The following is an 18,181-nucleotide window of genomic DNA, read 5'->3' as shown; positions in this document are numbered from 1 at the left end:
TTTCATCCTCTAAAGAGACTGTCTGTTTAGTACTCAGTATACCCTGATACAACTCAATAACAACGACTTAATAGCGGATTATTGGTTTAAATCAAAGGAATTTCGTTACCGCAACATTAGTGTCTCAAAAGCGTCACCTAATTGTTATTTTTAACGCCTAAGCTGAGATGAGTATAAAAATTAGACGCAAAGTATGACAAGGAGCTCACCATGGCAAACAACATACTTACTAAATTGGCAAAAGTGGATGAACAGCTGTTTTTAAGCGTGTTTAACGATGCTTCGCCAGTTTGGCTTAGAAGATCAGCGCTTGGCTTTTCGAAAAGCGGCGATGGCGGGCTATATGTGGTGTTGTTTCTTGGTTTTTGGTGGTTTACCGAGCAGCTGCACTTTCAACAGCTGGCACTGAGTATATTAGTGGGCTTTGCCATCGAGCGACCTATTTACTTTTTAGCTAAAAAGCGCATCGCGCGGGTTAGACCGTGCGACTGTTTAGTGCAAGGTGCTTATTTAGTGCCGAGCGACCAATTTAGTTTACCTTCGGGGCATAGTGCTGGAGCGTTTGTGGTGGCAACTATTTTGACTATCTATTTTCCGGAATTTGCTTTGCTGTGGCTAATGTGGGCATCAGGGGTTGCGGCATCGAGAGTGATTATTGGTGTGCATTACCCTGCTGATGTGGTGATTGGCGCAGTGATGGGTTCAAGTTGTGCAGTATTAGCTGTAATGGTGGTGGAGTCTATATGAGAATATTGTACGGTATTCAAGGTACGGGTAATGGCCATATTACTCGCGCACGAGTGATGGCAACGACCTTTAAAGCATTAGGAGTGGATGTTGATTATGTGTTTTCGGGTCGTAAAGAACAAGACTACTTTGATATGGACGATTTTGCCGATTACCGAGCTTTTCGAGGTTTGTCGTTTACCAGCAAATCTGGGCAAGTTGATAGCTTTAAAACGTTGAAAAATGCGCGCCCATTGCAGCTTATAAAAGATATAAAAAACCTTGATTTACGTCATTATGACTTAGTGTTTAATGACTTTGAACCAATTACAGCATGGGCAGCTAAACAGCAAGGTATCCCTGTTATTGGTATGAGCCATCAAGCGGCGTTTTTATCTGATAAAGTGCCGATGTTTGGCCGAGCTTTTTTCCGTCGTGCGCTGATCCGTAACTATGCGCCAGCGAGCGTTTATTTAGGGGTGCATTGGCAACCTTATGCAGAAAACATCATTCCGCCATTTATTGCAAATCATCATCATGATAATCCAGTGATGGTCGAAAATAAGGTGTTGGTGTATCTACCTTTTGAGGACCTAGACAGTGTGGTCGACTACCTCAAAGACTTTCCTGAGCGTGAGTTTTACTGTTATCACCCTGATGCGCAAGATTGTTCAATCGGAAATATTCATCTGCGAGCGCCGTCACGTGTTGGCTTTTTAAATGATCTTGCTAATGCTGGCGGCGTAATTGGCAATGCCGGATTTGAACTTGCAAGTGAAGCATTGCAGCTGGGTAAAAAACTTTTACTAAAACCACTTGGTAAACAGTTTGAGCAGGGGATTAATGCACAGACGCTCTTATCGATGGGAGTAGCCCATGTCATGAGCTATTTAAACCCCAATGCGATGGATGATTGGTTGCAATCTCCACAGAACAGAAAGCTCAATTTTCCGAGTGATCCAGCACCTTTGGTTGATTGGTTGCAAAAAAAACAGTGGGAAAAGCTGGATAAATTGCATAAACATTTATGGCAACAGGTTGATTTAGAACAAAAACTGATTGTTTAAAAGTACCTTATATTGGAAAATGCGCGGCAAGTTTAACCACTTTTTATTAGCTGCTTTAAATAGTTTAGCTATACTTTAACTGCATGTTTCTATAAGGCACTTTGAATGAATGTATTACAAAACTTAACTATTAAGCGTCGTTTACAGTTAAACGCGCTCGTTGTTGGTCTTGCAATGATTGTGATGCTGTGTGTAATTATCTTTGAGTCGCGCATGATGCTAAAGCTCAACGAAACAATTCAAAATGCGGAGGAGCTCGACATTCATGAACTTGCGATGCGTAAACATGAAAAAAACTTTTTGTTTTACAAAGATGTCGATAGCCTTGAGCTTTTTGAGAAAGAGTATTCGCAGCTAAAAAATAAAATGGCGCGACTAGACGAGTTAGTGAAAGATTTGTCGATGGACTCATCTAAACTAAATGAATTTAGACGCCTTGCGAAAACTTATTACGATGACTTCAATGAAGTTGTGGTACTACAAAAGAAAATTGGTTTACACCCTAAAGATGCACTTTATGGTGATTTACGTGGTGCGGTGCATCAAGTAGAAACATTATTAAGTGAGCGCGAAAACTATAAACTACTGGCTTTAATGCTTCAGCTTCGCCGTGCAGAAAAAGACTTTATGCTGCGCTTTGATTTAAAGTATATGGGCAAGTTTGATGATTTAGTTGCTAGTTTTAGCTCTGAGATTAAAAACGCTGGGTTCGATGCAAATTACGAAAACCAATTGCTTAGTTTGCTTGCGACTTATCAAAGTAAATTTAAAGCCTTAGTTGATGCACAAGTTGCTTTGGGCCTTGATTTAGAATCAGGGGCACTCGGTGAGATGAAGCGCAGTGTAGAGCTTAGTGATGCAATAGTTAACCAATTGACTACACAAACTAAAGAGTTTGTAGAATCTAGTGCTGCTAGTGCGCAGTTGATTGCCATTCTTGTATTTATTATTGCGAGCATTTTAGTAATGTTATTAGTTTACTTTACTAGCCGCTCAATTATTCAGCCTATCGAACGTGTGTACCACACGATTAATGAGATTCGTCGCAATAACGACTTAAGCATGTCGATTACTCAATCGGGTAAAGATGAAATCACCACAATGACGGTCGACTTTAATAGCTTGATCAGTGATTTTAAAAAGCTGATTTACGAGGTAAATACAGCGCTAAGTACTCTTAACGTGGCAACAGAACATTTATCTGAAACGACTGCAGCAACTAGCTCAGGTATGCAAGAGCAGCTTCACGAAGCTGACATGGTTGCCACAGCTGCCACCGAAATGCAGGCGACGATTCAAGATATTTCACACAATACTGAAGCGGCTGCGAAAAAAGCTGAGTCGACTAACTTAAGTGCGCAACAAGGCCGTTCTGAGGTTGAATCAACAGTGGTGCAAATTAATCACTTATCAGATTCACTCGGTAACGCATCAAGTGTGGTGTCGCAGTTAGAAAAAGACGCTGAAACCATTGGTTCTGTACTTGATGTTATTCGTGGCATTGCTGAGCAAACAAACTTACTGGCACTCAATGCGGCAATTGAAGCAGCACGTGCTGGTGAACAAGGCCGTGGCTTTGCGGTAGTAGCAGATGAAGTTCGCTCGCTTGCGCAGCGTACCCAAGATTCAACGCAAGAGATCGAGAGCATCATTTCGACCTTACAAGGGCGTACGCAAGAAGTGGTGAGCATTATGCAGCAGTGTCGTACGCAAGGTGGCGAAAGTGCAGCACAGGCAAGTAAAGCCGGTGAGTTGCTTCGCTCAATCACCGAAGATGTACAAACCATTATGGATATGAGTACTCACATTGCCACCGCAATTGATGAGCAAAGCCAAGTGGCTTCTGAGGTAAATAAAAACGTGGTACGTATTCGTGATATCGCTCAAGAAGCATCGGGTCACGCGGCGACTAATGCGCAAACCAGTGAAGAAGTATCTGAGCAAGCGCGTGTGCTTTATCAGGCAATCGATAAGTTTAAAGTTTAATGAGTACTTGATACTTTATATAAAAAGCGCGGTGACGGTGTCGTCATCGCGCTTTTTTGTTGTTTAGTTTGCTCGGAGCTAATCCAGTAGGTATTAAGGCACAAACTTAATAGGCACGCTGTCTTTGCTTGCTTCGTGCTCTGAGACCCTTGTTTGGTATTGTTGCCAAAGCTCATCATGGTTAGCTTGCAGCTCACTTAAATAGTGCCAGCTGAATAAACCGCTATTATGGTTATCGCTAAATACTAGTCGAATCGCATAATGGCCAACCGGTTCAATCTTGTTAATTCCTACTTGTTGCTTACCAAGTACGAGTTTCATAGGTTCATTGCCATGACCTTGTACTTCAGCAGAAGGTGAGTGAACACGCAAAAATTCAGCACTAAATTTGGCAATAGTTTGATCATCAAAATGAACATCTAATAATTTGCTAACCCTGTGATAATGCACTTTAGTGACTTCTTTCATGTGAGCCTTACCTTATATAAACTAAAAAGCCTCCAACTGGAGGCTTTTGATTATAACGCTAATTTGTTGATTAAAGAATGAAGCGACTTAAGTCTTCATCTTCAACAAGTGCACCTAAATGCTGCTCAACGTAATTGGCATCAATTGTTAGTGTTGAACCAGCTTTTTCTGAGGCATCAAATGAAATTTCTTCCATTAGTTTTTCCATCACTGTGTGCAAGCGACGAGCACCGATGTTTTCGGTTTTCTCATTTACTTGCCAAGCCGCTTTCGCGATACGTTCAATGGCATCATCAGTAAACTCAACGTCAACTTGCTCTGTTTTTAACAGCTCACGTTGCTGCTCAGTTAATGAAGCATGAGGCTCAGTTAAGATACGTTTAAAGTCATCAGCACTTAGTGCTTCAAGCTCAACGCGGATTGGTAAACGGCCTTGTAGCTCTGGGATCATGTCTGACGGTTTAGCCATTTGGAATGCGCCAGATGCGATAAATAACATGTGGTCAGTTTTAACCATGCCATGTTTAGTGCTTACTGTTGAACCTTCGATTAATGGTAGTAAGTCACGCTGAACACCTTCACGGCTAACATCTGGGCCAGACGCTTCACCACGTTTACAGATTTTATCGATCTCATCGATAAACACGATACCGTTTTGTTCTACTGCGAAGATAGCTTGCTCTTTTAACTCTTCAGGGTTAACAAGTTTTGCTGCTTCTTCTTCAACTAATAGCTTGAACGCTTCTTTGATTTTTAGCTTACGGTTGCTGCGCTTATCACCACCCATGTTTTGGAACATGCTTTGAAGCTGGTTGGTCATTTCTTCCATACCGGGAGGAGCCATGATCTCAACATTTGGCTGAGCTTGTGCAACATCGATATCAATTTCTTTATCGTCTAACTGACCTTCACGTAATTTCTTACGGAAAGATTGACGAGTAGAAGAATTCTCTTCAGTTTTTGACTCACCAAAGGTATCGCGTGCTGGTGGTAAAAGGGCATCTAAAATACGCTCTTCTGCCGCTTCTTCAGCGCGATGTTTGAATTTTTTGGTTTGCTGTTCACGCGTCATTTTAATTGAGATATCAACTAAATCACGGATGATCGTTTCAACTTCTTTACCAACATAGCCCACTTCGGTGAACTTTGTTGCTTCAACTTTAATGAAAGGCGCATTAGCAAGTTTAGCTAAGCGACGTGCAATTTCAGTTTTACCCACACCTGTTGGACCAATCATTAAAATGTTTTTTGGTGTTACTTCACTACGTAAATCATCGCTCAGTTGCATACGGCGCCAGCGGTTACGTAGCGCGATTGAAACTGCTTTTTTAGCTTTAGCTTGGCCAATAATATGTTGATCAAGCTCGTGAACGATTTCTCTAGGCGTCATCTCAGACATGGCAGTTCCTATTACAATTCTTCAATAGTTTGGAAATTATTCGTGAATACGCAGATGTTGCCTGCAATTGTAAGGCTTTTCTCTACAATATCACGTGCACTTAGGTCGGTGTTTTCTAGTAGCGCTGTGGCTGCTGATTGCGCGAAGTTACCACCACTGCCAATCGCAATTAGGTCGTTTTCTGGCTGCACCACATCACCGTTACCTGTGATAATTAATGAAGCAGTTTCGTCTGCGACTGCTAATAGTGCTTCGAGCTTTCTAAGTGCGCGATCACTACGCCAATCTTTGGCCATTTCTACGGCAGCTTTGGTTAAGTTGCCTTGGTGCATTTCTAGTTTGCTTTCAAATCGTTCGAAAAGGGTGAAGGCATCAGCAGTACCGCCAGCGAAACCAGCGATTACTTTGCCATTATAAAGACGTCGAACTTTGCGGGCGTTGCCCTTCATTACGGTGTTACCAAGTGAAACTTGGCCGTCGCCACCAATAACGACCTTGTCGTCGCGGCGTACACTTACAATAGTGGTCATGATTATTCCTCATCATCGAGCGGCAAGGCCGCTCGTAAAAAGCGATTGATGAGGTGTTTATATGGGTGAATGAACTAAAATCAAGTCCAAAGCCAAATTCCGCAGCCCATTATTTTGATGCGTTTAAGTTTATTCTTGTCACTTTCGGCTAAACGTTTGGTTTCGTATGGGCCTAAGCGCACTTTATACCAAACACCATTGCTGCCTTGTGTTTTCTTAACCTCGGCCACTAAGCCAGCAAAAGCGATTTTAGCTTTTAATGTTTGTGCTTGCTCTAATGTTCTAAAAGAGCCGCATTGCATTACATATGGACCTTTTTGTTCAATCTCTTTTACTTCAACCTGAACTTCGTGCTCTTTAATCTCTTTGATAAATTCAGGTGTTTTAGGTGGTGGAATAACCACTTCTTCTTTTTTAGTCGGGTTTGCTTGCTGCTCTACTAACTCAGGATCGGCATTATGTTTGATATACCATAGGCCGTAACCAAACCCGCCTACTAAGATAAGCGCAATTAAAACAAGAATAATAGGGAAAGGCTTTTTCGCCGGGGCTTGTTTTTTATTATTTCGATTTGCTGGTTTTTTATTTATGTAATCGTGTTGTGCCATGACTCTTAATTGGCCTTTAAATCATATCTATAGGATCAACATCTAAGCTCCAACGCACCTTTTGCGCTAATTTACTGGTACTTATATAGTCGACCATTTGCGCTAAATATTGGTGTAAGTGGGAGCGTTCCTGCGCCTGAATATGTAACTGAAAGCGATATTTACCTGCCACTCGTTCCAGTGGTGCAGGTATCGGACCGAGCAATTGTATACCAGATACGTTCTGGACAGGAACCAAATCAGTTAAAAAATCCATGACTTGATTTATGTTATGTCCTTCGGCACGAACCATAGCCATATTTGTGATTGGCGGAAGTTGCGCGTCTTCTCGCTCTGTGAGTGCATAACGGGCAAAATCTTGATAACCATTATTAACTAAGTCTTGCAGTAGCGGGTGCTCAGGAAAGTGAGTTTGTAATAATACTTGCCCAGGTTCACCACTGCGACCAGCACGGCCTGCCACTTGCGTAACCAGTTGCGCTAAATGCTCTGTGGCGCGAAAGTCACACGAATATAATCCACTGTCGACATCTAGGATTAAAACAAGGCTAACATCGGCAAAGTGGTGGCCTTTTGCCAACATTTGCGTGCCAACTAAGATACGCGCACCGCCTTGGTTAATATCATCAAGCGCTTTTTCTAAGCTGCCTTTACGACGTGTTGAATCTCGGTCGATACGACTAATCGGAATATCAGGGAAGGTTTGTGTTAAAAACTCTTCGATTTGCTCAGTGCCTTTGCCATTTGGAAAAATCTGCGTGCTGCCACAATCGGGGCATTGATGAGGCACCTGATGTTGTTCACCGCAGTGGTGACAAATCATCTGGCCAATGGCTTTATGAAAGGTTGCGCTGGTGCTACAACGTGAGCACTCACTTAGCCAACCACACTCATGGCATATTAGGGTAGGCGAAAAACCTCGACGGTTTAAAAACACCATTACTTGCTTACCTCGTTCTAAATGCTGGCGCATATAGGCAAGGCTGGCATGGGCAATCCCCGCTTGTTCAGGCTGGCCTTTCATATCCATTAAGTGGAACTGGTTATCAGTGCTGGTTTGAGCACGCTCAGTGAGGCTCAACAGCTGATATTTGTTATTAATTGCTTTATGTAAGGTCTCAAGTGCCGGTGTGGCACTACCTAGAACGAGCGGAATATTATGTTGGTATGCTCTATAAGCGGCTAGGTCTCTAGCATGATAGCGCAATGTATCTTGTTGTTTAAACGAGCTGTCGTGCTCTTCATCAACGATGATCATGCCAAGTGATAAAAAGGGCAAGAAAATACTCGAACGTGTGCCGATCACTATGGCGCAGCTGCCTTTTTCACAGAAACGCCAAGTTTGTAAGCGTTCGTTATCTGTTAGAGCTGAGTGCCATAGCATAATCGGGGTATCGGGAAAGCGACGACGAAAACGGTTGACTGTTTGTGGTGTTAAGCCAATTTCAGGCACTAATACTAAGGCTTGCTGACCTTTTTTGAGTACTTCTTCTAGGCATTGCAAATACACTTCGGTTTTACCACTTCCGGTAACCCCTTCAAGCAAAAAGCTTGTAAAGCCACGAGCTTGGTTAATGCTGGTGCAGGCAACAGCTTGCTCTTTATTAAGCACCGGCTTGCTACCAACAGTCGGCGCGCGTTGCTGCCATTGGTTATCATGTTCAATAAACTGAGTGATCAGTTCTTTATCGAGCAGACTGTCGATGGTTTTTTTGGTAAATCCGAGTGCTTTTAATTCTGTAACCGATGATTTGCCCGATTCGGCTAGCTGTTTCAATAAACTTAACTGGGTTTTTGCTTTTAGCGACGGCAGCTTTGCACCTTTATCGGTCAGCTCAACCATGTTAATGCTGGTTTTATCTGGGCATTCGCCTTGTCTTAATGCAGCTGGAAGTGCTGTATGAATGGTCTCGCCCAATGGGTAACAGTAGTAGCGTGCTGTGAATTTTAGTAATGCTAAATGTTGCTCAGATAAAACAGGCGTGTCGTCTATAACATCAATAATCGGCTTTATTTTGTCAGCTGGAACATCGGTTGATGTTTTAAGAGCCAAGACCACGGCAATCTTTTTTTGGCTACCAAATGGCACGCGAACACGCATACCTGGCTTTAACTCAGGGCTATGCAGCAGCTGTTCAACTTTATAATCGAAGGTACGCTGTAAAGGGACTTTTATGGCAACTTCTACAAAGTGCATAACAACTCAACTGAAACAAAGATAGAAAGATAATGTACTAAAATTACTGTTAAAAACCTACCAACAAATACTGAACAACAGCCCACTTGATTATTTTTTTAGCGAAAGATGCATTTAAAGCTTGTCGCAAGGTCACTTGAGCTATAAAATACGCGGCCTATTAATTGTATTAACTGCGTATGGTGCCAGACTTCGGGTTTGGAGAGCGATACGGCCTTAACTAGAGGTTCCCTATGAAAGAAGGTATTCACCCTAAGTACGAAGCTATCACTGCAACTTGTTCATGTGGTAACAAATTCGAAACTAGCTCAACTCTTTGTAAAGACATCCACTTAGACGTATGTTCTGAGTGTCACCCGTTTTACACTGGTAAGCAAAAGATTTTAGACACTGGCGGCCGTGTTGATCGTTTCAACAAGCGCTTCGGTGCACTTAGCAGCAAGAAGTAATCTCTGCTGTTTAGTTAAAAAAAGCACCTTAGGGTGCTTTTTTTATGCCTAAAATTCACAAAAGACATTTTTAATACTGCCACTTACTCATCATCTTCACTTATGTATCTTGCATAACTATTTCTGAGTGTTATGCCCATTATGTCGCTAATTTTGCAGACAAAGTGCCATCCCTTAGCTATATTCTTTTTTGTATAAATTGAGTATACCAATCCGCAATAATACTTAATTAAGCGTATTGGTATCTAAAAGTTATTAAAAATAATAAATTTAAATAATTTCGCGAGTAAATGCTGTGAACTTCGTTGAAATGGTTGTTTTTGGCTAATTTCGGCTATTTGCAGTGTTCGTGCGTATAAAATACAAAAACACGTGCTTAAAAGGTCATAAATAGGTGAATTTTTATGTCTGATTAATCGCAACTATGCACAGAAATTGTTGGGAAATCCTTTAAAATTAAGCGATATAGCATATAACAGGATAGACCTGATAATACTTGGAATTTTTATACATTACAGGTATCGTACTGATGCAAGCTCTCTCACTTTTTAACTTTTTGCAGGATACTATCGCGTTATGTCAGATTTTCGTGAACAAGCATTACATTACCACGCTCACCCCGTCCCAGGTAAAATTAGTGTTGAACTAACTAAACCAGCCGAAACGGTTAACGATCTCGCTTTAGCTTATAGCCCTGGTGTGGCTGAACCAGTCCGTGAAATTGCTGCTGATCCAGCAAATGCCTATAAATACACAGGCAAAGGCAACATGGTTGCGGTTATTTCAAACGGTACCGCGATTTTAGGTTTAGGTAACTTAGGTCCACTTGCATCAAAACCTGTAATGGAAGGTAAAGCGTTACTATTCAAACGTTTTGCTGGCCTTGACTCAATTGATATTGAAGTTAAACACCGCACAACAGAAGATTTCATTAATACGGTTGCTAACATCGCTGATACGTTTGGTGGTATCAACCTTGAAGATATTAAAGCGCCAGAGTGTTTTGAAATCGAAAAAGCGCTTATCGAGCGCTGTGATATTCCAGTTTTCCACGATGACCAACATGGTACAGCTATTGTGACTGCTGCTGGTATGCTTAACGCTCTTGAAGTGCAAGGTAAAGATATCGAAGATGCCATCATCGTATGTTTAGGTGCCGGTGCTGCTGCTGTTGCTTGTATGGAGCTTTTAATTAAATGTGGCGCACTGCGTGAACACATTTATATGCTTGACCGTAAAGGTGTGATCCATACACGTCGTGATGACTTAAACGAGTATAAGCAATTATTTGCTAACAATACCGATAAGCGTACATTACAAGATGTTATTGCTGATGCTGATGTTTTTGTTGGTGTATCAGGTCCTAACCTGTTAACTGCAGATGATCTTAAACTGATGGCTGATAAGCCAGTAGTATTTGCATGTTCAAACCCTGATCCTGAGATTGCTCCAGAAGTTGCACACAGTGCGCGTAACGATTTAATTATGGCAACGGGTCGTTCAGATTTCCCTAACCAAGTAAATAACGTGCTTTGTTTCCCATTTATTTTCCGTGGCGCGTTAGATGTTCGTGCAAAGGCAATTAATGATGAAATGAAAATTGCTGCAGTTCACGCTATTCGTGGCATCGCGAAAGAGCCTGTACCAAGTGAAGTATTAAAAGCAGCTGGCGTTGAGTCACTTGAGTTTGGTGCCGAGTACATCATTCCTAAGCCTATGGATCCGCGTTTATTACCACGTATTGCACGTGCTGTTGCTGAAGCTGCAGTAGAGTCGGGTGTGGCGCAAATCGACATGCCAGAAGGTTACATGCGTTAAACTTAATTAGCTATTAGGTATATCGCGCAATAAAAAACTCAGCCTAGGCTGAGTTTTTTATATCTGCGATTATCGGCGGTGATCCGATGGCCGAAATACTTATTCTGAATCAAGCACAGGGATATCTAATCCCATTTCTTGCATAATCTTTTTAACTTCTTCAGGTACCTTTTCAGGGTTGTCTTTACGTAGGTCGTCATCATTTGGTAATGGTTGACCTGTAAAAGCATGTAAGAAAGCTTCACACAATAACTCACTGTTCGTCGCATGACGCAGGTTATTGATCTGACGGCGTGTACGCTCGTCAGTTAATACTTTTAATACGTTAAGTGGGATTGATACGGTAATCTTTTTTACTTGTTCTGATTTTTTACCGTGTTCTGCATATGGGTGAATGTATTCACCGTTCCATTTAGCCATAAGTTGTTTCGTTGCCTCGGTTGTCAGTGATTTACGCCTTATTCACAGCGCAAGATGCGGAAATTCTATCTCTTTAAAAAAGATAGTCAAATACTAGTTATTTAGCCATCTAGTCGTGTAAATGTATAAACTTCTATGTGTGAGCCATAAATGCTTTGACTTCTCATATTTGATCATCTAACCTTTTAGACGTCTAAACATCCAATTTAAGAATAGGTGATGAAATGAGCGAAAAAAATAAAGCGACGATTGCTGTTCGTCACGGCATCGAAGCCGATAAACACCATGGTGCGGTTGTACCGCCAATTTACTTATCAACCACCTATTCGTTTGCTGATTTTGATACTAAGCGCCAGTATGACTATGGCCGCAGTGGTAACCCGAATCGCGATATTTTAGCTGAAACCTTAGCTGAGCTGGAAGGTGGTGCAAGAGGTATTATAACTGCAACAGGTATGTCTGCTGTGCATTTAGCCACTCAGCTTTTAAACAGTGACGATACGTTAGTGATCCCACATGACTGTTATGGCGGTAGTTACCGTTTATTCACCTCGCTTGAAAAACGTGGCCTGTTAAAACTAAAAGTTTTGGATTTAACTAAAACTGAAAACCTCCAAGAAATTTTAGCGATTAAACCTAAGTTGATTTGGATTGAAACGCCAAGTAACCCAATCTTGCGTTTAACAGATATTAAAGCAATCACTAGCATTGCTAAGCAGTGTGGTGCTTTGGTTGCGGCTGACAACACCTTCTTATCACCTGCATTACAAAACCCAATTGAGTTTGGTGTTGATATTGTTGTGCACTCAACCACTAAATACATCAATGGTCACTCTGATGTAGTGGGCGGTGCAGTGATTGCTGCAACGCAAGAGCTAGGCGATGAGCTTGCTTGGTGGGCGAATAATATCGGTATTACTGGAGCACCATTTGACAGCTACTTAACGCTTCGTGGTTTACGTACTTTAAATGTCCGTTTAAAGCAGCACCAAGAAAATGCCTTTGCCATTGCTGAGTATTTAGAGAGTTCACCTTATGTAAGCCAAGTTTACTACCCTGGCCTTGCTTCTCACCCACAACATGAGCTTGCTAAAGCACAGCAACGTGGTTTTGGTGGCATGGTGAGCTTTGATATTAAAGGCGACATTAACGATGCTGCTGCGTTTTTAACTAGTCTTAAAGATTTTAGCCTTGCTGAGTCGCTAGGTGGGGTAGAAAGCTTGATTTGTCACCCTGCAACAATGACGCACGCAGGCATGGAGCCTAAAGCGCGCCTTGAAGCTGGTGTGGGCGATACGCTGATCCGTATTTCTGTAGGCATTGAAGACGTAAAAGATCTCATTGCAGATTTAGACCGTGTTTTCAATTTAGTAAAACCAGGTCAAGGCCAACAAGTTACAAAAGCTGAAGCTAAGCTAACACAGCAAGATACACAGCAAAACGCGTCATTTAAGTTAACGCCAGCACATACGGCATTGTGGTAGAAGAAATGGTAAATATTGTTCATAAATTTGGTGGTTCAAGCTTAAGCTCGGCAGATCGTTATCATGCGGTAGCGAACATCGTTCTTGCGAATACTGAGCAGGGCGATTGCGTAGTTGTGTCGGCATCGGGTAAAACAACCGATACCCTAGTAAAGCTTTGGCAAAGTTACCAGCAGCAAGATAGCCAGGCTGTTAGCGATATTCTATTGCTTATTGATAACAATCAACGGGCTTTAATTGAGCAGCTACTTACAGGTCAGAATAAACAACAGGCCTTGGCACAGTTAAAAGATGAACTTGCCGTATTAAATGAATTAATTAGTCAGCAGCAGTTACTTGAAGCACCTTTACTTGCTCATGGTGAAGTGTGGTCGGCGCGGTTATTGGCTGCTTACCTAAATCAGTTAGGTGTTGATGCGCAAGATGTTGATGCAAGACAGCTGTTTACTCTAAATGATGGTCAGCTTTTACATCAAAAAAACCAACAGCAATGCAGTGATGCGATTAGCAGAACACATATCAACGTAGTAACGGGTTTTATAGCTGCAGATTGCCAAGGTAATACGGTGACATTAGGCCGCAATGGCAGTGATTACAGTGCCACCTTGTTAGCGAGTTATACTTTTGCTAAGCAAGTGTCTATCTGGACAGACACACAAGGTGTATTTAGTACTGACCCTCGTAAAGTTAAAAATGCAGTTAAGTATGCCAAGGTGTGCCGCGAGCAAGCTAACTTATTAGCGCGTTTGGGTAACCCAGTATTGCATGCAAAAACCTTGTCGCCGTTAAAAGACACAGAAATTAAATTGGTGGTAAGAAGTAGTTTTGATTGTGATGCAACGCCAACCGAAGTAGTAAAAGAAGGCTACAGTAAAGCAAAGCGTTTTATTACTACCTTAGATAACATCGATTTATTACGGGTTGATAAACTAAGCAGTGGTGAAGTCGGTGAGCTTAGTCAGTTAATTCAACACAGCCTGCACCACTTTACTAAACAGGGCGATACTTACTTGTTAGTACCTGGTCAAAGTACTCATCAGGTTGTGAGCCATTTAGCGGGTCGTGCCAATATTGTCGAGTCTAATTTAAGTGGTTGTGCAGTGGTTGCACCAACAGCTGATGTAATTGCCCTAACAGAGCAAGCAACAGCGCTTTTAAAAGAGCAAAGCATTCACCCTCGTTTTGTACAGCAAGACGATAACTATGTGTTGATCTTAAATGATCAAGCAATTGATAGTGATGTTTTAACTCTTCTACATGACAAGCTGGTAAACAAAGGCCAAGAGTTGGCCATTATCGTTGCTGGCCTTGGTAATGTAGGCGAGGTGTTCTTATCGCAACTCCAAGCTCAGTTTGCTCGTTTATCTGCCCATTATAAAATAAAAGTGGTTGCTCTTCTCCGCTCTAAGCAAATGCTATTTAGTGCCAGTGGTTTAAATAGTGAAACATGGCAGGAGCAGTGGCACAACGAAGCGCAAAGCTACGACAAAGCTGAATTATTAGCACGTATCAATGAGCTAGATTATGAGCACAAAGTGATAATTGATATCACAGCGAGTGAGGCTTTTAGTCAGTTGTATCCTGATTTTGTAGAGCTTAACTGTCATTTGATCAGTGCGAACAAATATGCAGGTACTGCTGCGAATAGTTGGTATCAAAACTTACGCACTAATTTAGCTGAGCGAAATCTACTATGGCGCTACAACACCAGTGTAGGCGCAGGTTTACCGATTAACTTTGCTTTGGCTGATTTGCAAAATAGTGGAGACAGCATTAACCGTATTGAAGGGGTATTCTCGGGTACTTTATCGTGGTTATGCAGCAGTTATGATGGTAGCGTGCCGTTTTCAGATTTAGTGCTACAAGCACAGCAAATGGGTTATACAGAGCCAGATCCTCGTGAAGATTTATCTGGCCGCGATATGCAGCGTAAACTGCTTATATTAGCGCGAGATCTAGGCCTTGATTTAGAGCTAGATGAGATAGCTTTAACACCTCTGATGCCTGAACAGCTTGCAGCAGGAAGCTGGCAAGATTTCCTTGCAAACAAACAGCTACTCGATGAATTTATGACAGAAAAAGCAGCCCAAGCTGCAGCTGAAGATAAAGTAGTGCGCTACACCGGTGCTATCACACTCGTTGATGGTAAGGTTCAGGCTCAAGTCGGTTTAGTCAATGTTGGTAAAGATGATGTATTAGCAAGCCTTAAACCGGGCGATAACATCTTTGTGATCAATTCACAGTGGTATACAGACAATGCATTAGTGATCCAAGGCCCCGGCGCGGGTAAAGAAGTCACTGCCGCTGGGGTGCACTCAGACCTATATTGGCTGGTAAATAACCTAAAATAATTTTGCTGATCTTAGTTTAAATAGCTAAGCAAAAAGCGCCTTAAAGGCGCTTTTTTATTGTTTCAAAATAGCAATTCACTTATTTAGAACAACTCTTCCTCAGTGCTGAGCTTTTCTTCAAATACGTCTGTTGGTTGATCAAGTACGTACTTGGTTGGTGCTGTGCCTTTGATAAAGTATTCAAAACGACTGGTATAGTCATTCTTATGGCTTAAAAGACCTGTTGCTAAGTCGATACGAACCGATACCAAACCTTCAGGAAACTCAATAGGTGCTTCTGGCATGCCATCGAGGGCAGCACGCATAAAGTCGACCCATGCAGGTTGTGCTGTTTTAGCCCCCGATTCTGCACCAGAGATTTGTGACTTATCGAGGTTACTATTGTAGGTCGAACGGCCAAGGGCTTTTCCAGGGTTATCAAAACCAACCCATACCGAGGTCATCACATTGCGGTTAAAGCCACTGAACCACGTATCAACCGAGTCATTGGTAGTACCTGTTTTACCTGCTAGATCACGACGGTCAAGCGCCTGTGCACGCCAGCCTGTACCACTCCAGCCTGTTTTGTGAGTCCAGCTACCACCACCCCAAATTGCACTGTGCATAGCTTGCGAAATTAAGAATGCATTTTGCTTTGAAATGATACGCGGTGCACAACGTGGAGTGCTCAAACCTTCTGATTGATTCAACTGATTATTATTTAGTGATGCAAACTCAGGTGTTACAACTGGTTCTGGTTCATCACAGGCAAGTTCTGGCTCGGTTTTGAATAACACATTACCAGCAGAATCCTGAATTTCAGAAATAAAGTAAGGTGTAATTAAGTGGCCGCCATTGGCGAAAGTACTCATCCCGCGAGCTAGTTCAAGAGGTGTGATTGAGGCACTACCCAGAGCCAATGACTCGCTACGGTTAATATCGCTATTTGAAAAGCCAAACTTAAGTAAGTGATCTGCAGTACGCTCAAGACCAACACCACGTAGTAAGCGTACAGAAATTACGTTTTTCGATTGAGCGAGTGCACGGCGAATACGAATAGGGCCGTTATAAACAGCAGGGCTGTTCTTAGGTCGCCATGCCACACCTTGGCTTTTATCCCATTGATTAATAGGTGCATCGTTGAGAATTGAAGCAAGTGTGTAGCCGTTTTCAAGTGCCGCTGAATAAATAAATGGCTTAATGTTTGAACCAACTTGGCGCTTTGCTTGAACTGCGCGATTGTATTGGCTTTGTTCAAAGCTGTAACCACCGACAATGGCTTTAATACGACCATCTTGTGGGTCAAGTGAAACAAGTGCGCTCGATGCTTCTGGTACTTGGCTAAGGATGTAGCTTTCATCTGCATTTTTACGCAGCCAAATTTGCGCTCCCGCTGATAAAATTTCAGTAGCCGTTTTTGGTGCGAAGCTTTGACGGTAACGGGTAATATACTTACGTGCCCATTTTAGGCCATCCCACTCAACAGTCACTTGTTCACCGCTTTTTAGTAATACATTGATTGACTGTTCAGCAACATTCGTTACAACACCAGCTAATAGTGGGCCAAACTCTTTGACATCTTTTAATTTAGATAAGATCTCTTCTTGGCTAAGTGGACTTTCGTTTTCGCTGTCCCATAACTGAGCCGTAGCACCACGATAGCCATGACGCATATCGTAAGCGTGTAAGTTATCAACAATGGCATCTTGTGCGGCTTGCTGAATATTTGAGTCAACACTGGTGTAAACTTTAAAACCAGTATTGTAAGCCCGCTCATGACCATAGCGTTTAACCATTTCAGCTCGCACCATCTCAGAGATATAAGGGGCGTAAACTTCAATTTCTGCGCCGTGGAATTTTGCTGTAATTGGGGCATTGATAGCCTCTTCGTATTCACTCTGTGTAATATACTTCTCGGTATACATACGGCCTAGTACAACGTTGCGACGTGACTTTGCGCGTACCGGATTACGAATAGGGTTAAGGGCTGATGGAGCTTTTGGTAGACCCGCAATCATCGCCATTTGTGCTAAGGTTAGTTCATTAAGGTCTTTGCCATAGTAAACTTGCGCAGCTGCACCAATACCAAAAGCTCGGTTACCTAATTCAATTTTATTTAAATATAATTCGAGGATTTCGTCTTTAGTTAATATACTTTCGATATGTAAAGCAATGAAGATCTCTTTGACCTTACGAATGTATGCTTTTTCTCTAGTTAAGAAGAAGTTACGGGCAAGCTGCATTGTTACCGTACTTGCGCCTTGTTTCTTTTCGCCTGTAGATATGAGTACAATGGCTGAACGGACAATACCAATTGGATCGATACCGATATGCTCGTAAAAACGGTTATCTTCTGTTGCTAAAATTGCATCGATTAATGGTTGGGGGATTTGATCTATTGTAACGGGAATGCGGCGTTTTTCACCGAATTGGTTAATCAATAATCCATCACGTGAGAATACCTGCATAGGTGTCTGTAATTGAACGTCTTTTAAAACCTGAACGCTAGGAATGTCAGGTTTAACGTAATAGTATAGACCAACTAAAGTGATTAGCCCCAAGAATGAGCAAATGATAATAAATTGTAAAGTTCGCTTTAATAAAATCACTTATATTTTCCCTAAATGGACTCCCAATTAGAATCGGAGACTGCTAGTATATATTGATTAAAAAATGAATAATATTTTTTCAGACAAAAA

14 protein-coding genes are annotated in these 18,181 nt (G+C 42.0%); 7 read left to right on the top strand and 7 right to left on the bottom strand.

The features are described from left to right. Positions 1–210: 210 nt before the first annotated feature. From KQP93_RS15200 to KQP93_RS15190, 3 genes are all read left to right on the top strand, one after another. Positions 211–747, top strand: coding sequence for a phosphatase PAP2 family protein (locus KQP93_RS15200; RefSeq protein ID WP_217875074.1), 537 nt, complete (start codon positions 211–213; stop codon positions 745–747). After that, positions 744–1,793 (top strand): MJ1255/VC2487 family glycosyltransferase, encoded by a 1,050-nt coding sequence (locus tag KQP93_RS15195; protein WP_217875073.1) that lies wholly within the window; start codon positions 744–746, stop codon positions 1,791–1,793. The genes KQP93_RS15200 and KQP93_RS15195 overlap by 4 nt, the downstream gene beginning before the upstream one ends. 105 nt (positions 1,794–1,898) lie before the next feature. Beyond that, positions 1,899–3,779, top strand: coding sequence for a methyl-accepting chemotaxis protein (locus tag KQP93_RS15190; protein WP_217875072.1), 1,881 nt, complete (start codon positions 1,899–1,901; stop codon positions 3,777–3,779). 93 nt (positions 3,780–3,872) lie between these two features. Here the strand turns inward: KQP93_RS15190 and KQP93_RS15185 are convergent, their stop codons facing one another. From KQP93_RS15185 to priA, 5 genes are all read right to left on the bottom strand, one after another. Then, positions 3,873–4,247 carry a gamma-butyrobetaine hydroxylase-like domain-containing protein gene (locus KQP93_RS15185; protein ID WP_217875071.1) on the bottom strand — a complete coding sequence of 125 codons (375 nt, stop codon included), beginning with the start codon at positions 4,245–4,247 and terminating at the stop codon, positions 3,873–3,875. A 70-nt stretch (positions 4,248–4,317) separates the two neighbouring features. Next, on the bottom strand, positions 4,318–5,646 hold the full coding sequence (gene hslU / locus KQP93_RS15180) for an HslU--HslV peptidase ATPase subunit (RefSeq protein ID WP_217875070.1): 1,329 nt from the start codon (positions 5,644–5,646) through the stop codon (positions 4,318–4,320). A gap of 11 nt (positions 5,647–5,657) precedes the next feature. Then, the gene (hslV, locus tag KQP93_RS15175; protein WP_054552816.1) at positions 5,658–6,176 is read right to left on the bottom strand and encodes an ATP-dependent protease subunit HslV; all 519 of its coding nucleotides are present in this window, start codon (positions 6,174–6,176) and stop codon (positions 5,658–5,660) included. Positions 6,177–6,256: 80 nt separating this feature from the next. After that, a complete protein-coding gene (locus KQP93_RS15170) occupies positions 6,257–6,784 on the bottom strand; it encodes an SPOR domain-containing protein (protein ID WP_054563328.1) in 528 nt (175 codons plus the stop codon). A 16-nt stretch (positions 6,785–6,800) separates the two neighbouring features. Continuing rightward, positions 6,801–8,981 carry a primosomal protein N' gene (priA, locus tag KQP93_RS15165; protein ID WP_217875069.1) on the bottom strand — a complete coding sequence of 727 codons (2,181 nt, stop codon included), beginning with the start codon at positions 8,979–8,981 and terminating at the stop codon, positions 6,801–6,803. Positions 8,982–9,214: 233 nt separating this feature from the next. Here priA and rpmE point away from each other — a divergent pair, with 233 nt between their 5' ends. Next, positions 9,215–9,430, top strand: coding sequence for a 50S ribosomal protein L31 (gene rpmE, locus KQP93_RS15160; RefSeq protein ID WP_036973208.1), 216 nt, complete (start codon positions 9,215–9,217; stop codon positions 9,428–9,430). A 576-nt stretch (positions 9,431–10,006) separates the two neighbouring features. Next, positions 10,007–11,248 carry a malic enzyme-like NAD(P)-binding protein gene (locus KQP93_RS15155; protein ID WP_217875068.1) on the top strand — a complete coding sequence of 414 codons (1,242 nt, stop codon included), beginning with the start codon at positions 10,007–10,009 and terminating at the stop codon, positions 11,246–11,248. A 99-nt stretch (positions 11,249–11,347) separates the two neighbouring features. Here KQP93_RS15155 and metJ read toward each other — a convergent pair whose 3' ends face one another. Next, entirely contained in the window at positions 11,348–11,668 is a 321-nt protein-coding gene (metJ, locus tag KQP93_RS15150) for a met regulon transcriptional regulator MetJ (protein WP_054563330.1), read from the bottom strand. Positions 11,669–11,892: 224 nt separating this feature from the next. Between metJ and metB the strand changes: the two genes are divergently transcribed. Both metB and metL read left to right on the top strand, forming a co-directional pair. Then, entirely contained in the window at positions 11,893–13,152 is a 1,260-nt protein-coding gene (gene metB, locus KQP93_RS15145; protein WP_217875067.1) for a cystathionine gamma-synthase, read from the top strand. Between the two features lie 5 nt (positions 13,153–13,157). Beyond that, positions 13,158–15,503 carry a bifunctional aspartate kinase/homoserine dehydrogenase II gene (gene metL, locus KQP93_RS15140; protein ID WP_217875066.1) on the top strand — a complete coding sequence of 782 codons (2,346 nt, stop codon included), beginning with the start codon at positions 13,158–13,160 and terminating at the stop codon, positions 15,501–15,503. Between the two features lie 83 nt (positions 15,504–15,586). On the opposite strand, the gene KQP93_RS15135 is transcribed toward metL, so the two are convergent. Beyond that, on the bottom strand, positions 15,587–18,091 hold the full coding sequence (locus tag KQP93_RS15135) for a penicillin-binding protein 1A (RefSeq protein ID WP_217875065.1): 2,505 nt from the start codon (positions 18,089–18,091) through the stop codon (positions 15,587–15,589). Positions 18,092–18,181: the final 90 nt, after the last annotated feature.

This window comes from Pseudoalteromonas shioyasakiensis, assembly GCF_019134595.1.
GTDB classification, from domain to species: domain Bacteria; phylum Pseudomonadota; class Gammaproteobacteria; order Enterobacterales; family Alteromonadaceae; genus Pseudoalteromonas; species Pseudoalteromonas shioyasakiensis_A.
Note: the sequence above shows the minus strand (reverse complement) of the source record. Positions and strands in the feature narration are given on the sequence as shown.

Coding starts and splice junctions, on each gene's coding strand:
- KQP93_RS15190 (WP_217875072.1), top strand. CDS start 1,899: ATGAATGTATTACAAAACTTAACTATTAAGCGTCGTTTACAGTTAAAC.
- hslU (WP_217875070.1), bottom strand. CDS start 5,646: ATGTCTGAGATGACGCCTAGAGAAATCGTTCACGAGCTTGATCAACAT.
- metJ (WP_054563330.1), bottom strand. CDS start 11,668: ATGGCTAAATGGAACGGTGAATACATTCACCCATATGCAGAACACGGT.
- priA (WP_217875069.1), bottom strand. CDS start 8,981: ATGCACTTTGTAGAAGTTGCCATAAAAGTCCCTTTACAGCGTACCTTC.
- KQP93_RS15170 (WP_054563328.1), bottom strand. CDS start 6,784: ATGGCACAACACGATTACATAAATAAAAAACCAGCAAATCGAAATAAT.
- KQP93_RS15155 (WP_217875068.1), top strand. CDS start 10,007: ATGTCAGATTTTCGTGAACAAGCATTACATTACCACGCTCACCCCGTC.
- KQP93_RS15185 (WP_217875071.1), bottom strand. CDS start 4,247: ATGAAAGAAGTCACTAAAGTGCATTATCACAGGGTTAGCAAATTATTA.
- KQP93_RS15200 (WP_217875074.1), top strand. CDS start 211: ATGGCAAACAACATACTTACTAAATTGGCAAAAGTGGATGAACAGCTG.
- hslV (WP_054552816.1), bottom strand. CDS start 6,176: ATGACCACTATTGTAAGTGTACGCCGCGACGACAAGGTCGTTATTGGT.
- metB (WP_217875067.1), top strand. CDS start 11,893: ATGAGCGAAAAAAATAAAGCGACGATTGCTGTTCGTCACGGCATCGAA.
- metL (WP_217875066.1), top strand. CDS start 13,158: ATGGTAAATATTGTTCATAAATTTGGTGGTTCAAGCTTAAGCTCGGCA.
- rpmE (WP_036973208.1), top strand. CDS start 9,215: ATGAAAGAAGGTATTCACCCTAAGTACGAAGCTATCACTGCAACTTGT.
- KQP93_RS15195 (WP_217875073.1), top strand. CDS start 744: ATGAGAATATTGTACGGTATTCAAGGTACGGGTAATGGCCATATTACT.